Here is a 15,847-nt window from a genome sequence, read left to right on the forward strand (position 1 = left end):
AGGCGAGGCCGGGCGCGTCGGCAAACTTCAGCTGCAGGCATCACGGAACGGCACTGTCCTGGCCGCGTTGGAAGGCCAAGCATTTGCTTCGGCCTTTTGCTTCGCGCGGCAGGTGGCAGCCTCTCGGGGCATGTCACGTCACACGCGAGAGCTGACCGAGCAGGTTGAACAATGAGGGTCTGCGGAGCGATGCGGGCCGGTTTGTTCATCGCATTGATTGCAGCGGCCTACTTTGGCGGGCAGGTCCAGGTTTGTTTCGCGCAACAGCGACTGTCGGCTTCTCCGAGCGAAGCCACGAAAGTGTCTCCAAGAAAGGAAGGGACCCCCAGGAAGGAGACCGGGCGAGCTGCGGACCCGTATACGGTGGGCTTCGTGACCGGTACGCCGCAATGCACTGAATTCGCGCTCGCTCAGGACATTGCGACCACGCTCGCCGGCGGCCAAGAGACCGGCCCTCGGGGCCAAGTCGCATTACGGGTCCTGCCGATAGTGGGAAACGGCGGTATCCGCGACGTCCTCGATGTGCTCACGCTCGCAGGTGCCGACGTCGCGATCGCGCCCGTCGTTCTGGTCGACCGGCTCCGGGAGACAAGAACCTTCGGGGACATTTCAGACAGACTGACCTACATTGCGCCGCTCCATATCGAAGAGTTCCATCTCCTTGCGCGGCCGGAGATCGGAAGCCTGACGGAACTTTCGGGAAAGAGGGTCAATCTGGGAGAGGACGGCAGTACCGGCGCCATCCTCGGCCGCGAAGTGTTGAACCGTCTAGGCATCAAGATCAAAGAGTCGAACTTGGGACCGGAGGCCGCACTGGATGGTCTGCGGAAGAGAGATCTGTCCGCCGCTCTGCTGGTCTCAGGAAAACCGGTCAGCTTCCTGGCGCAGGTCTCTCAACTCGACAATATTCACCTCCTGCCAATCCCCTACTTCAAGGAGCTGCTGCAACAAGATTATCTGCCATCGACGCTCCGCCATAAGGACTACCCAAATATGATCGCCGCCGAAGCAAGCGTCGACACGATCGCGATCAAATCCGCTCTCTTCGCCTACAACTGGCCGAGTGGCAGCGAGCGGTTTCGGTTGCTGGAATTCTTCGTCCAGACATTGTTCACGCGCTTTCCTGAATTTCTAGCGGGCGCACATCACCCCAAATGGCACGAGGTGAACCTGGCCGCGCAGCTGCCAGGATGGCGACGCTTCCGACCGGCAGAGCGCTGGCTTCAGCAGCAATCCGGCGGCGAGGCCGCGCTTCGCAAGGCGTTCGGCCGGTTCCTCGAAGGAAAGCCGAGCGCCAATCCGGCGGACCGGGAAGATTTATTCCGAGACTTCCTGCGCTGGCGAGAACGCAACCCGGATAAGTGAACAAGACTTGGCAGGCAAATGTGGGAGGTGTCGATGCGCAACGCGCTTGTGAGCGCAGCCTTGGCTGCGTTGCTCGCCTTGATCGCCGACGTGAGGCATTCTGCCGCCCAATTTGCTCCCCTCTTTCCTCCAACGCCGCAGACACTCGCACCGGCGGCCGCGCCACCGGCCGACAAGACCGAGCGAACCAGGACGGCCCCTCACCGAAGCACCAAGGCGCACAGGAAGCGCGAAATCGTTCGCCCCCCGGCCAATCAGCGGAAGCTGGCTGAAAAAAACGGATACAAGCGGGTCAGCGATCTCGTGAACTTCCCAAAGTTCTTTCCGGGCCTAGGCATCATTTTCGTGAAGCCCGACACGTTGCCGTTGGGGCCGTTCCTGTGCTTCGATCGCAGGGATCGTCTGGTGGCCACCGTGTACATGGTCCCGATCAAGGACATCGACGATCACAAGTCGTTGGAGGGGACTGGGTCAGCGCGGCCAGTCGACCACGTCAGCATCTACTTCAACCCGGGTCACCCCGGTGTGGATGAGCCGCATTACCATGTGGTGCTGTGGCATGTGACCAGGAAGCAGGAAGCACGCGTTGCGAAATGACGACGTGCATTTCAAGCCGGGCGCTTGGCCCGGCGGTCGCAATTGCGAGCTGACGACCCCCGCCTACCGCTTATTCCAGTCAACGATCCGGCTCGGATCGGCGTCGAACTCCATGCTGCAGAACGTGCCGCCCTGGAAATAATCGCCGACGGAATCCGGCTTCAGCTTGGCCTGCTCGGCCATGGCGTGCTCGCGGAAATCTTCGGCTCGGCCGGTGGGGCGATAGCCGAATTCGTAAGCGCGGTGGTTGTCCCACCAGGCGCGCTCGTTGAAGGAGGCGCCGTAGAAGATCTCGAAATGGATGTCGGGATGCTCGAGCCCGATGCGGCAGAGCTGCACGAGGTCGTCGGGCTTGAGCCAGATCGAGAGCCGGCGCTGGTCGAGCGGCATGTCGCCGAAATTGCCGATGCGAAGGCACGTCACCTTCAGGCCATGCTTGTCGGCGTAGAGCGCGCCGACGGACTCGCCGAACACCTTGCTGACGCCGTAGCGGCTGTCGGGACGAGGGGTGACGTCGGTGCCGATCTTGTGGTGGCGCGGATAGAAGCCGACGGCGTGGTTCGACGAGGCGAACACCACGCGCTTGACGCCCTTGCGGTACGCCGCCTCGAACAGATTGTAGCCGCCGATGATGTTGGCCTGGAGGATCTGGTCCCAGGTGCCTTCGACCGAATAGCCGCCGAAATGGAGGATACCGTCGACGCCCTCGCAGATCGCCTCGCATTGCGCGAGATCGGCGAGGTCCGCCGCCTTGAATGTCTCGTTGGGGCCGAGATCGGCCGGCGGCTTGATATCGGACAGCAGGAGATCCGGGTAGATCGGCGGCAGCAATTTCCGAAGGCTGGTGCCGATTCCGCCCGAAGCTCCCGTCATCAAAATACGCGGCATGTCTTTCCTCACCTGTGGTGGCCGATTTGCGGTCACGTGTCTCTAATGATAGCAGGTTTGTCCAGAGGGAACGAAACGAGAGAACCGGCATGAATGAGGCATCGTCCCACACCGAGGAACGGCGGGGCTGGCGCCCGGCGACGTTTTACCCCGATCCCGCGATTAGGGCATTCGATCCCCGCTTCGAAAAATACTGGCTGAAGCTGTCGGCGGTGGAGCGGCTGGCGACCGGCCTGCGCTGGGCCGAAGGGCCGGTCTGGTTCGGTGACGGGCGTTACCTCCTGTGCAGCGACATCCCGAACCAGCGCATCCTCAAATGGGAGGAAGAGACCGGCGCCGTCAGCGTGTTCCGCAAGCCCTCGAATTTTGCCAACGGCAACACGCGCGACCGGCAGGGCCGGCTGATCACCTGCGAGCACGGCGGCCGGCGCGTGGTGCGCACCGAATATGACGGCAGCATCACCGTGCTGATGGATCAATTCAACGGCAAGCGGTTGAACTCACCGAACGATGTCGTTGTTAAATCGGACGGCTCGATCTGGTTCACCGATCCGACCTTCGGCCTGCTCGGCAATTACGAAGGCTACAAGGCCGAGCCCGAGATCGAGCCCAACGTCTATCGACTCGATCCCGCGACCGGCAGGGCGACCATCGTCGCCGAGGGTGTGCTCGGGCCGAACGGGCTGTGCTTCTCGCCGGACGAGAAGATCCTCTATGTCGTGGAATCGCGAGGGGTGCCGAACCGCAAGATCCTCGCCTATGACGTTTCGCCTGAGGGCACCACGATCTCGAACAAGCGCGTCCATATCGATGCCGGGCCGGGCACGCCCGACGGCATGCGCTGCGACATCGACGGCAATCTCTGGTGCGGCTGGGGCATGGGCGATCCCGAGCTCGACGGCGTCGTGGTGTTCGCGCCCGACGGCGTCATGATCGGCCGTATTGCGCTCCCCGAGCGCTGCGCCAACGTCTGCTTCGGCGGCGTCAAACGCAACCGCCTGTTCATGGCCGCGAGCCAGTCGATCTATGCGCTGTATGTGAACACGCAAGGCGCGCTCGGCGGCTAACGCTGCACTCGTGGGATGGGCAAAGCGAAGCGTGCCCACCAATGTCTTGCTCGTCGCGAGATGGTGGGCACGTCGCGAAAATTCCGAAACTCTCTCCGTCCGTCATTCCGGGGCGCGCCGTCTTCGGCGCGAGCCCGGAATCCATCGTGCGACAGAGCCTGCGGACAAATGGATTCCGGGCTCGTCGCTTTGCGACGCCCCGGAATGACGACGGAGCAAAACGAAAAAACGCCGGAGCGGTTGGCCGCTCCGGCGTCGTGTTGTTCACCCGTTAAAGACTTACGCTGCGTTGAAGCCCGCAACCGCCTTCACTTCGAGGAAGTCCTCGAGGCCGAACTTGCCCCATTCGCGGCCGTTGCCGGACTGTTTGTAGCCGCCGAACGGCGCGGTGCGATCGTTGGGCACGCCCTGCAGGTTGACGTTGCCGGCGCGGATCTGGCGGCCGACGCGCTTGGCGTCCTCGACGGAAGGACCATAGACATACCCGGCGAGGCCATACGGCGTATCGTTGGCGATCTTGACCGCGTCGGCTTCGTCCTTGGCGCCGATGATGGTCAGCACCGGCCCGAAGATCTCTTCGCGCGCGATTGTCATGTCGGGGGTGACGTCGGCGAAGATGGTCGGACGGACATAGAAGCCCTTGTTGACGCCTTCGGGCAGGCCCGGGCCGCCGGCGACGAGCGTTGCGCCCTCGTCGATGCCCTTCTTGATCAAGCCCTGGATCTTGTCCCACTGGCCACGATTGACGACCGGGCCGATGGTGGTGCCTTCGGCGCGGGGATCCCCCGCCTTGGTCTTGTCGGCGACGGCCTTGGCGATCGCGGCGACCTCCTTCATCTTCGAAGCCGGCACGATCATGCGCGAGGGCGCGTTGCAGGACTGGCCGGAATTGTTGAACATGTGCATCACGCCGCCGGTCACCGCCTTGGTGAGGTCGGCGCCTTCGAGGATGACGTTCGGCGACTTGCCGCCGAGCTCCTGGCTGACGCGCTTCACGGTGGGAGCTGCGCGCTTCGCGACGTCGATGCCGGCGCGGGTCGAGCCGGTGAAAGAGATCATGTCGATGTCGGGGTGCTCGCTCATGGCGGCGCCGACCTCGGGGCCGAGGCCGTTGATGAGGTTGAACACGCCTTTCGGCACGCCGGCTTCGTGGAGGATTTCCGCGAAGATCAGCGCCGAGGTCGGCGTGAACTCGCTGGGCTTCAGGATCATGGTGCAGCCGGCGGCGAGCGCGGGCGCGACCTTGCAGGCGATCTGGTTCAGCGGCCAGTTCCAGGGCGTGATCATGCCGACCACACCGATCGGCTCGCGCAGCACCATGGCGGTGCCGACCGGCTCCTCGAAATGATAGTTCTTGAGCACGTCGAGCGTGGTCATGAGATGGCCGAGACCTGCGCCGGCCTGCAGCTTCTCCGCCATCGGCAGCGGCGCGCCCATTTCGTCGGACACGGCGGCGCCGATCTCCTTGAGGCGGCCCTTGTAGACCTCGATGATCTTGCTGAGCAGCGCGACGCGCTCCTCGCGGCTGGTCTGGGAGAAGGTTGCGAAGGCGCGCTTGGCGGCGGCAACCGCCTTGTCCACATCGGCCTTGGAGCCCAGCGCAACCTCGTACATCGCCTCTTCCGTCGCGGGATTGACCACGGCGGTGGACTTCTTGACGACGGGATCGACCCAGGCGCCGTCGATGTAGAATTGCATGCGATTGACCATCGTTAACCTCTTTTTGGGGGCATGGTGGGGGCGTTTCGGCAGGCATCCTTGCACGAAAGCGCCGGCAATTGAACCCGCCATATGCGGGGCCAGCGTTGCGGCGGATGGAGATATATGAGCCGATGGCGGGAATGAGGCAAGGTGGCCGCGCAGTCATTCCGGGGCGGCTCGAAGAGCCGAACCCGGAATCTCGAGATTCCGGGTTCGATGCTTCGCATCGCCCCGGAATGACGACGTGATTACCTCCGCTACACCGCCATCTTCCGATGCAGCACCGGCGCACCCGTCGTGAGGCTTTCGGCCGCATCGATGATGGCGTTGGCGTCGATGCCGTGGTGCCGATAAAGGTCCGCGATGCTGCCGGTCTGGCCGAACTGCTCGACGCCGAGCGCCTCGACGCGGTGGCCGCGAACGCTGCCGAGCCAGCCGAGCGCGGCGGGATGGCCGTCGATCACGGTCACGAGGCCGCAGTCGCGCGGCAGCGGCGCCAGCAGCTTTTCAATGTGGCTGAGATGCTGCACGCCGCGGCGGTCGCGGCGCAATTTCCGCGCCGCGGTCCACCCCGCATGCAGGCGATCGGCCGAGGTGATCGCGAGCAGGCCGACGTCGCGGCGGCTCTCGCCGATGAAGCCGGTGGCCTCGATCGCCTCCGGCGCGACCGCGCCGGTATAGGCGATCACGACCTCGGCATTCGGCCCCGGCTTGCGTAGCCAATAAGCGCCGTCGGTGATGCCCTGGCGCAGCTCCGGTGTCATGATCCGCTGCGCCTGCTCGATCGAGCGCGTCGAGAGGCGCAAATAGACCGAGCCGCCCTCGCCCGGATCGCGCTGCATGTGCTCGAAGCCGAAAGCCATGATCACGGCGAGCTCGTCGACGAAGGCCGGCTCGAACGAGGCGAGCCCGTCCTGCGCCATGCCGATCAAGGGCGTCGCGATCGACTGATGCGCTCCGCCCTCCGGCGCGAGCGTGAGGCCGGACGGCGTCGCCGCCACCATGAAGCGCGCGTCCTGGTAGCAGGCATAGTTCAGCGCATCGAGCCCGCGCTCGATGAAGGGATCGTAGAGCGTGCCGACCGGCAAGAGCCGCTCGCCGTTGATCTGGTGCGACAGGCCGAGCGCCGAGAGCATGATGAACAGGTTCATCTCGGCGATGCCGAGCTCCAGATGCTGGCCCTTCGGCGAAGCGTCCCAATTGTAGGTCGAGGGAATTTTCTCGCTGCGGAATAAGTCCGCCTTCTCGGCGCGCGCGAACAGGCCGCGGCGGTTGACCCAGGGACCGAGATTGGTCGAGACGGTGACGTCGGGCGAAGTCGTGACGATGCGCCTGGCGAGCTCGCTGTCGCTGCGCGCGATCTCGTTCAGTACGAGGCCGAAGCCCTGCTGGGTCGACATCTGCGGCGACGGCTTGAACGCGAGCTGTTGCGGCACCTCGACGACGGGCGCGGTGAGCCGGCGCCCATCCTGGTTGAACGGCACCCGCGCGAGGAACGCGTCGAGCTCGGCCGCGGAGTGCGGCAGGCCTTCATACTTGTCCCACTCGTGACCAGGGCGAATGTTCTGGCTGTCGCGATATTTCTCCATCTGCGTAACAGTCATCAGGCCGGCGTGGTTGTCCTTGTGGCCCTGGAACGGCAGGCCGACGCCCTTGATGGTGTAGGCGATGAAGCAGACGGGGCGGTCGTGGTCGATCTGCTCGAACGCCTCCAGCATGCTCGCCATGTCGTGGCCGCCGAGATTCGACATCAGCGCCAGCAGCTCCTCGTCGCTGCGCTTGTCGATCAGATTTGTGATCGGCCCCTGGTCGCCGATCTCGTCATGCAGATGTTTTCGGAAGGCCGCGCCGCCCTGGAAGCACAGGGCCGCATAGAGCGCGTTCGGGCAATTGTCGATCCAGCGCTTCAAGGCTTCGCCGCCGGGCTCGGCGAAGGCCTCGCGCATCAGGCGGCCGTATTTCACGATGACGACGTCCCAGCCGAAATTGCGGAACATGGTCTCGAACTTTTCCCAGAGCCCCTCGCGCACGACGGCATCGAGCGACTGGCGGTTATAGTCGACCACCCACCAGGTGTTGCGCAGGCCGTGCTTCCAGCCCTCCGCGAGCGCCTCGAAGATGTTGCCCTCGTCCATCTCGGCATCGCCGACCAGCGCAATCATCCGCCCTTCGCGGCGATCCTTCATCCAGCCGTGCGCCTTGACGTAGTCCTGCACCAGCGAGGAGAACAGCGTCTGCGCGACGCCGAGGCCGACCGAGCCGGTGGAGAAATCGACGTCGTCGACGTCCTTGGTGCGCGAGGGATAGGACTGCGCGCCCTTGAAGCCGCGAAAATTCTCCAGCTTCTCGCGGCTCTGCCGGCCGAACAGATATTGGATGGCGTGGAACACCGGGCTCGCATGCGGCTTCACCGCGACGCGGTCCTCGGGGCGCAGCACGTGGAAGTACAGCGCCGACATGATGGTGGCGAGCGAGGCGGACGAGGCCTGGTGGCCGCCGACCTTGAGTCCGTCGGCATTGGGCCGGATGTGGTTGGCGTGGTGGATGGTCCAGGACGACAGCCACAGCGCCTTGCGGCTGAGAGCGGTCAGGATGTCGAGACGGGCGGGGTCAACGGGCATGGCGATGCTCCGGGAAATATATGCCCATCATATGCTTGCGGGCCGCGTCAAACTTCTCAATTTTTCGCGCCATACCCACCGATATTGGGATATTTTACCAACGCAGCCGACCAGAAGCAGGTTTCATTCCAATGCCCGAGCTCGACGCCATCGACCGCAAGATCCTCAGCCACCTTCAGAACGACAGCCGCCTGACCATGCAGGAGCTCGCCGACAAGGTCGGTCTCTCGGTCTCGCCCTGCCACCGTCGGGTCAAGCTGCTCGAGGAGCGCGGCGTCATCTCGCGCTATGTCGCGACCGTCGACCAGAAGGCGCTGGGACTGCATGTCAGCGTCTTCATCTCGATCAAGCTGGCGCGGCAGAAGGAGGAGGACCTCAACCGCTTCGCCCGCGCCATCTCGAAATGGGACGAGGTGCTGGAATGCTATCTGATGACCGGCAACCGCGATTATCTCTTGCGCGTCGTCGCCGCCGACCTCGCCTCCTACGAGACGTTCCTGAAGACCAAGCTGACCCGCCTCGACGGGATCGCCTCGATCGAATCGAGCTTTGCGCTCAGCCAGGTGAAGTACTCGATCGCGCTGCCGGTGTGATCTTGCCGCTGGCCATCACCGCCACGGCTGCACGATGATCTTGGTGTGGGCTTCGGGATTGGCGAGATCGGCAAAGGCTTTTGCGACGCCGTCGAGGCCGACTTCGGCGGTGACCATCGCGGCGGCATCCACCTCTCCGTCCGCGATCAGGCGCAGCGAGCCTGCGAACTCCTCCGGCGTGTAGCCGAGCACGTATTGGACGTTGAGCTCCTTCATGATGCCGAGCATGGGCTCGCTTCTGTCGCTCTCCATGCAGACGCCGACCACCACGATGCGCGCATCGCGCGGGGCACCCTCGAACACCTGCTGCAACAGCCCGGGCACGCCGACGCATTCGAAGATGATCGCGGGCTTCAGCGCCGGCAGCATGGCCTGGAACGGCGGCCGCGCCGCCTTCTCGGCCTCCGACATCTGCGCGTGCTCGGCCCAGGTCGCATAGGGCTGCGACATCTTGGGATCGACAACGATGTCCGCACCGAGCTTTGCAGCGAGCGCGCGCCGCGCCGGCGAATAGTCTGCCGCTATGATCGGATGCAGCCCCTTGATCCTCAGCGCCGCGATCACCGCAAGCCCGACCGGACCGCAACCGATCACGAGCGGCACCTCGCCGCCACGGATATTGGCTTTGGCGACGGCATGAACGCCGACCGCCAGCGGCTCGGTCAGCGCCGCATGTTCCGGCGCGAGGCCGTTGGGCACTTCGAGCAGCAGCGCTTCGCTGAGCAGCATCGCCTCGGCATAACCGCCGATATTGTCGTTGGAGTAGCCGATGCCCTCGATACCCCCCGGCGTCACCAGCGCCGGCAGCGAGCAGACGTGGGTTCCCGGCTTCAGCTTGCGCGATGTGCCGGGACCGTAATCGACGATCTCGCAGCAGAACTCGTGGCCGAACACGATGTCGCGGGAGAGATCCATCGGCTTGCGCCCGACCTTCCGGGCCATCTCCACCATGCGATGGGCGTGCTGGCGTGCGTGCAGGTCGGAGCCGCAGATGCCGCAGGCGAGCGTCTTAACCAGCACCTGGCCGGGGCCCGGCGTCGGCTCGGCCATCCGGTCCACGACAATCTCACCGTTCCTGAAGATCGCAGCGCGCATCCTGCTCCTCCCTGATCGCTGGAGCCGTTGATAACACGACGCGGAAGCTGCGAACTTGCGTCAGGCGTTCGGCGAACGCTCTTCGAGCACCAGGAGCTGGGCGCGGCGGACGCGCTCGCGATGGGCGATGTAGAGGCCGCTTGCGACGATGAAGGCTGCACCGACGATGGTCCAGATGCTCGGGACCTCGCCGAAGATGAAGAAGCCGAGAATGCTGACCCACAACAATTGGGAGTAGGAGAACGGCGCCAGCACCGAAGCATCGCCATAGCGATAGGCGAGCACGACGATCCACTGGCCCGCGGTCGAAGCGACGCCGATGAAGATGCCGAGTGCGATCGCGGTCCAGGACGGCGTCACCCAGACGAACGGCACGATTGCGGTGAGGATGGCAAGGCCGGTGAGCGAGGAATAGGCCATGGTGGTGACGACGGCTTCGCGACCGCTCATCATGCGCGTCAGGATCAACGTGCCGGCCCAGCACGCCGCCGAGACCAACGGAAAGAAAGCGGCGGGGTGAAACGCGCTGGTGCCCGGGCGCAGGATGATCAGCACGCCGATGAGACCGAGCGCGGTAGCGAGCCAGCGGCGCATGCCGACCTTCTCGCCGAGGAACACGATCGAGAGCGCCGTGACGAACAGCGGCGCGACGAAGCCGGTGGCGGACGCCTCCGCGATCGGCAGGAAGCCGAGGCCCGTGATGAAGAACAGCGAGGAGCCGAGCAGTGCCGCTCCGCGCATCACGTGCAGGCCGGGACGCTTGGTCCGCATCGCATAGAACGGCGAGGCGGGCAGCATCACCGGCGTGAACAGCAGCGTGAAGGTGAGGAACCGGATCCAGGTGATCTCGGTCGAGGGCAGGCTGGTCGAAAGATATTTCGCGGTGACGTCGGAGCAGCCGAGAAACACCGTCGAGAGCAGGATCAGCGCAATGCCCTTGAACGGATGATCGACGCGGGCAGGCGCGCGGCGCGCCTGCTGCTTCTTCTCCGGCACGGGCATGGGAATAACGTCGAGCCTTGCGGCTGCGGCGGGCGGCGGTGTCACGGCTGGAACCCGGGCAAAATGCGAATCGAGAACAGCCGTAAAAAACGACAAATGCCCCGCATTCACAACTTCCGAAAACAGGATGCCGATATGCGCGAGCCGCCGCGCGCGTCAATGCTCCGTTAACATTGCCCGTTGTGCACTACAGCATCGGCAGGCCGCGCGGCTTCGGTCCGCGCGGAAACGCCGCATCGAGCGCGGCAACCTCGTCTTTCGTCAGCACGAGATCGCCTGCCGCCGCATTTTCGCCGGCATGTTCCGCGGACGAAGCCTTCGGAATCGCGAACACCGTAGTCGCACGGGTCAGGAAGCTCAGCGCGACCTGACGCGGCGTCGCACGACGCGCCTCCGCGATGCGCGCCAGCACGCCGCCGCCCTTGCTGCCGCTTGCCGGGAAATCGTCGTGGCCGAACGGCGAGTAGGCGACGACGGCGACACCGTGCCGTTCGCACCACGGGATCACTGCATGCTCGATCGCGCGCTCTTTCAGATGATAGAGCACCTGATTGCAGGCGATCCGGCCCTCGCCGGAGACTGCGAGAATCTCGTCGAGATCGTCGGCATCGAAATTGGAGACGCCCCAGGATTTGATCTTGCCTGATTGCACCAGCTCCTCGAACGCAGCGACGGTGTCCTCCAGCGGATAGGAGCCGCGCCAGTGCAACAGATAACAGTCGAGCCGGTCGGTCTTGAGCCGCTTCAGCGAGCGCTCGCAGGCGGTGATGGTACCGCGGCGCGAGGCGTTGCTCGGCAGCACTTTCGAGACGAGGAACACTTCATCGCGCCGGCCTGCGATCGCATCCGCAATGACGAGCTCGGCATCGCCGTACATCTCGGCGGTGTCGATATGGGTCATGCCGAGATCGAGCCCGCGCTGCAGCGCCGCGATCGCGCGCTTGCGGTCGCCGTGGTCGAGATACCAGGTGCCCTGCCCGATCACGGAAACGTTGGCGCCGGTCTTGCCGAAGGGCTTTGTGTTCATGTTTATTCCTTCACATGCTCTAGAGCCCGCTGATATCCGCCACCAGCACACTGCCGGTCGCGGACTCCGTGATATAGAGACGGTCCTTGTTTTCGCCACCGATCGCGACATTGGTGCAATTCGGTCCCGCGCACGACTTGATCCGCGCGATCAATTCGCCGTTCGGCGCGAACACGAAAACGTGGCCGAGCGAGGCATGGCCGACGAACAGCCGGCCCTTGGCATCCATGGTCATCCCATCAGGTCCGCTGGTGCCGAACAGCGAGCAGAAGCGGCCGACCTTGGACACGCTGCCGTCCTTCATGAACGGCAGCCGCCACACCGCGTTGTCCCGAGTCATCGCGACGAACAGCACCGTTTCGGTTGGGTCGAGCACGAGACCGTTGGGGCTGATGCCGGTGTCGAGCAGGCAATCGAGGCGGCCGTTCGCGGCTAATCGATAAACCCGGCCAGTCGGATCGTGCAGCCCGGTCTGGCCCTGGTCGGTGAAATAGATATCGCCGTTGGAGGCGAGATGCAGATCGTTGCAGCCGCGAAACGATTCCGAATTGCGCCCGGTCACGACCGGCTTGACGCGGCCGGCTTCGGCATCGAGCTCCATGATGCCATGCCTGTAGTCGGCGACCAGGATGCGTCCGTCGGAGGCGATCTTCAGGCCGTTCGGCCAGCCCTCATATTCGATCACGAGCGACCATTCACCGCCGGGCGCAATCCGAAAGATGCGGCCGAAGGGAATATCGACGAGGAAGAGATTGCCGTCCCTGTCGAAGGATGGCCCCTCGATGAAACTGTCGGTCGGCACGTTCGGCCGGTTGGCATCGGCCCAAACGGTTCGCACGCCCTTGCGGCGAAACTTGTCGGGCATGGCGGTGAACAGCCTGGTCTCGATCAGGCGCGGCGGCGTTTCCAGGTACATCATTGTTATTGTGGGTGCTGAGGGGGAACGCGGCAGCATAAGGCACAATCGACGGCGCGTCGATTGGCGCGGTGGCATGCCGGAGGAGCCGCCCACGCCGCTCTCGTGTCCCGGACGCGCTGCAACGCGCAAGCGTTGCGGCGCAGAGCCGGGACCCAGGAAGGCTAAACAATCACCAAGAGAATGGGCCCCGGCTCTGCAGCGCATCGCTGCGCGCTGCGCCGCGTTCGGGGCACGAGACCATCTTATCGTCCTGACAGGAGCGGCCCTACCCCGCCGCGCTTGCGACCTTCGCCTGCTTGGCCGGCGCCACTTCCGTCGTCGCAATCAGGCGCTTCAGCTCGGGGATGCAGGAGCCGCAATTGGTGCCGGCCTTGAGCTTGGCGCCGATATCGGCGGCGGTGCGCGCGCCGCCAGTGATGCTGTCGCAGATGGTGCCGCGGCCGACGCCGAAGCAGGCGCAGACGATGGGGCCGGTCGAGGCCGCGCCTTCGCTGGACCTGCCCGACAGCAGCATGCGGCGCTGCTCGTCGGTGACCTGATCGGCCGCGAACAGGCTCTTCACCACCTCCCAATCGCCGGCATCATGCGCAGGGCCGACGAACAGGCAGGTCTCGATGCGGTCGCCGGCGAACGAAGCCGCGCGAAAAACCCCGCCGCCGAAATCGCGATATTCGGCAACATCCTCGCCGGCGACGCTCTCGAGCCAGACGGGCCAGCGGGCGAGATCGGCATTGTCGGCGAAGAGATAGCCGAAGCCGCCGCTGACGGTCACGCGCGTCCACAACAGGTTTTGCGGCAGATCGAGCTGCTTGCGCGATAAGGCAAAACCGCGGAACACGAACTCGTACGGCGCGATCGCGGCCGGCGTCGCCTTGGCTTCCGGCTGTCCCGAGAACGGATCGGTGAAGGACTGCACCAGCGCGCCGACGCGGCCATGCGAGGCGTTCATCGCGCTCCAGTGGATCGGCACGAACAGGGTGCCGCGCTGCTGCCGCTCGCTGACGACGGCCTTCAGGATGCACTGGCCGTAATCGGTGGTGATGCGGGCATAGCTGTCATGGGCGATGCCGTATTTGCCGGCGTCGTCGGGATGGATCTCGACGAACGGCTCGGGCAGATGCGCGCCCAGCCGCTGGCTCAGCCCCGTGCGCGTCATGGTGTGCCACTGGTCACGGATGCGCCCGGTGTTGAGCCTTAGGGGGCGCGACGGGCCAGTCTCGCCGCGCAGCGCCGGCACCTCCGGCGCAACGAAGCGGCCCTTGCCGTCATTGGTGAAAAAGCCGCCTTGCGCGAAGAAGCGCTCGCCGGGCGTGCCGCCTTCGCGCACCGGCCATTGCACCGGCTTCAAACCGTCGAAGGCTTCGTCCGACAGCGAGGTCAGCGCGCCGATGTCGAAATCGCGGCTGCCATTGTTCTCGAAGGCCGAGAGCGCGGCGTGCTCGCGGAAGATATCGGCAGCCGATTTGTAATTGAAGCTGTCGCCGAAGCCGAGGCGCCTTGCGGTCTCGCTCAGGATCCACCAATCGGGTCGCGCCTCACCCGGCGCCGGCAGGAACGCGCGCTGGCGCGAGATGCGCCGCTCCGAATTGGTCACCGTGCCCGACTTCTCGCCCCAGGCCAGCGCCGGCAATAGCACGTGCGGGCCGGCCTCGACCGTGTCATTGCAGAGCACGTTCTCGGAGACCACGAACAGTTCGAGCTTCTTCAGGGCCTCGCGCACCATGTCGGCATCGGGCAGCGACACCGCGGGGTTGGTGCCCATCACCCAGAGCGCCTTGACCTCGCCGCGATTGATCGCCTCGAACAGCTGCACCGCCTTCAGCCCCTCATGGGTGGCGATGCGCGGCGCCTTCCAGAACCGCCTGACACGGTCGATGTCGGGCGGCGTGAAGCTCATATGGGCGGCGAGCATGTTGGCGAGGCCGCCGACCTCGCGGCCGCCCATCGCGTTGGGCTGGCCGGTCAGCGAGAACGGCGAGGCGCCCGGCTTGCCGATGCGCCCCGTGGCGAGATGGCAGTTCAGGATGGCGTTGACCTTGTCAGTGCCCTGCGCCGATTGGTTGACGCCTTGCGAATAGAGCGTGACGACCTTCTCGGTGTCGCGGAACATCCTGAAGAAGGCGGCGACGTCCGGCTCCGACAGGCCCGTGGCGAGCGCGGTCGCAGTGACGCTGCCGGCGATGCTGCGCGCGCGCGCCAGCGCTTCGTCGAAGCCGGACGTATTCTGCGCGATGTAGTCCTGGTCCAGCGCGCCATTGTCGGCGAGATGCACGAACAGGCCGGAGAACAATGCGGTGTCGGTGCCGGGCTTGAGGCCAAGGAACAGGTCGACGTCGCTGGCGGTGTCGGTGCGGCGCGGATCGATCACGATCATGCGGGCGCCGCGCTCCTGTCGGTTCTTCAGCATGCGCTGGAACAGCACCGGATGGCACCAGGCCGCGTTCGAGCCGACGAAGACCAGCAGGTCAGCTTGGTCGAGATCCTCGTAGCAGCCGGGCACGGTATCGGCGCCGAAGGCACGGCGATGGCCCGCGACCGAGGACGACATGCAGAGCCGCGAATTGGTGTCCACATTGGCGGTGCCGACAAACCCCTTCATCAGCTTGTTGGCGACGTAATAGTCCTCGGTCAGCAGCTGGCCGGAGAGATAGAACGCGACTGCGTCCGCGCCGTCGCGCGCCACGATGTGCTGCATGCGATGCGCGACGTGGTCCAGCGCATCGCTCCAGGCGACGCGCTCCAGCACGCCCTTGCAGCGGATCATGGGATAGAGCAGCCGCCCTTCCAGCCCGACGGTCTCGCCGAGCGCCGAGCCTTTCGAGCACAGCCGGCCGAAATTGGCGGGGTGGTCGGGGTCGCCCGCGATCGCCGCGCCGCCCTTGCTGTCGGGCGTCGCGAGCACGCCGCAGCCGACGCCGCAATAGGGACAGGTGGTCTTGGTGGTGCGGAGATTTGGATCGATCGCCGTCATA

Annotated in this window: 12 protein-coding genes; 4 read left to right on the plus strand and 8 right to left on the minus strand. The window is 64.9% G+C overall.

Annotation, left to right across the window (positions count from 1 at the left end):
- The first annotated feature begins 363 nt into the window (after positions 1-363).
- Positions 364-1,365 (plus strand): TAXI family TRAP transporter solute-binding subunit, encoded by a 1,002-nt coding sequence (locus HZZ13_RS20655; RefSeq protein WP_311972736.1) that lies wholly within the window; start codon positions 364-366, stop codon positions 1,363-1,365.
- A 33-nt stretch (positions 1,366-1,398) separates the two neighbouring features.
- The gene (locus HZZ13_RS20660; RefSeq protein WP_197961378.1) at positions 1,399-1,962 is read left to right on the plus strand and encodes a hypothetical protein; all 564 of its coding nucleotides are present in this window, start codon (positions 1,399-1,401) and stop codon (positions 1,960-1,962) included.
- Positions 1,963-2,025: 63 nt separating this feature from the next.
- Here HZZ13_RS20660 and HZZ13_RS20665 read toward each other — a convergent pair whose 3' ends face one another.
- On the minus strand, positions 2,026-2,850 hold the full coding sequence (locus HZZ13_RS20665; RefSeq protein WP_197961379.1) for an NAD-dependent epimerase/dehydratase family protein: 825 nt from the start codon (positions 2,848-2,850) through the stop codon (positions 2,026-2,028).
- An 89-nt stretch (positions 2,851-2,939) separates the two neighbouring features.
- Here HZZ13_RS20665 and HZZ13_RS20670 point away from each other — a divergent pair, with 89 nt between their 5' ends.
- Complete coding sequence (locus HZZ13_RS20670; protein ID WP_197961380.1) at positions 2,940-3,917, plus strand: SMP-30/gluconolactonase/LRE family protein; 978 nt, start codon at positions 2,940-2,942, stop codon at positions 3,915-3,917.
- Positions 3,918-4,196: 279 nt separating this feature from the next.
- Here the strand turns inward: HZZ13_RS20670 and HZZ13_RS20675 are convergent, their stop codons facing one another.
- Entirely contained in the window at positions 4,197-5,627 is a 1,431-nt protein-coding gene (locus HZZ13_RS20675) for an aldehyde dehydrogenase family protein (protein WP_197961381.1), read from the minus strand.
- 248 nt (positions 5,628-5,875) lie between these two features.
- Positions 5,876-8,239: a thiamine pyrophosphate-binding protein gene (locus HZZ13_RS20680; protein ID WP_197961382.1), complete on the minus strand. Its 2,364-nt coding sequence runs from the start codon at positions 8,237-8,239 to the stop codon at positions 5,876-5,878.
- A gap of 131 nt (positions 8,240-8,370) precedes the next feature.
- Between HZZ13_RS20680 and HZZ13_RS20685 the strand changes: the two genes are divergently transcribed.
- Positions 8,371-8,832 carry an Lrp/AsnC family transcriptional regulator gene (locus HZZ13_RS20685; RefSeq protein WP_027571162.1) on the plus strand — a complete coding sequence of 154 codons (462 nt, stop codon included), beginning with the start codon at positions 8,371-8,373 and terminating at the stop codon, positions 8,830-8,832.
- 15 nt (positions 8,833-8,847) lie between these two features.
- Here HZZ13_RS20685 and HZZ13_RS20690 read toward each other — a convergent pair whose 3' ends face one another.
- The 5 genes from HZZ13_RS20690 to HZZ13_RS20710 all read right to left on the minus strand — a co-directional run bounded on the left by HZZ13_RS20690 (position 8,848) and on the right by HZZ13_RS20710 (position 15,846).
- Positions 8,848-9,927, minus strand: a complete 1,080-nt coding sequence (locus HZZ13_RS20690) for a zinc-binding dehydrogenase (protein WP_197961383.1) — start codon at positions 9,925-9,927, stop codon at positions 8,848-8,850.
- Between the two features lie 60 nt (positions 9,928-9,987).
- Complete coding sequence (locus tag HZZ13_RS20695; protein ID WP_197961450.1) at positions 9,988-10,929, minus strand: DMT family transporter; 942 nt, start codon at positions 10,927-10,929, stop codon at positions 9,988-9,990.
- 187 nt (positions 10,930-11,116) lie between these two features.
- Positions 11,117-11,956, minus strand: coding sequence for an aldo/keto reductase (locus HZZ13_RS20700; protein WP_197961384.1), 840 nt, complete (start codon positions 11,954-11,956; stop codon positions 11,117-11,119).
- Positions 11,957-11,975: 19 nt separating this feature from the next.
- Positions 11,976-12,872 (minus strand): SMP-30/gluconolactonase/LRE family protein, encoded by an 897-nt coding sequence (locus tag HZZ13_RS20705; RefSeq protein WP_197961451.1) that lies wholly within the window; start codon positions 12,870-12,872, stop codon positions 11,976-11,978.
- A gap of 268 nt (positions 12,873-13,140) precedes the next feature.
- Complete coding sequence (locus HZZ13_RS20710) at positions 13,141-15,846, minus strand: nitrate reductase (protein WP_197961385.1); 2,706 nt, start codon at positions 15,844-15,846, stop codon at positions 13,141-13,143.
- Between the last annotated feature and the right edge of the window lies 1 nt (position 15,847).

Origin of the sequence: Bradyrhizobium agreste (genome assembly GCF_016031625.1) — a bacterium.
GTDB classification, from domain to species: domain Bacteria; phylum Pseudomonadota; class Alphaproteobacteria; order Rhizobiales; family Xanthobacteraceae; genus Bradyrhizobium; species Bradyrhizobium agreste.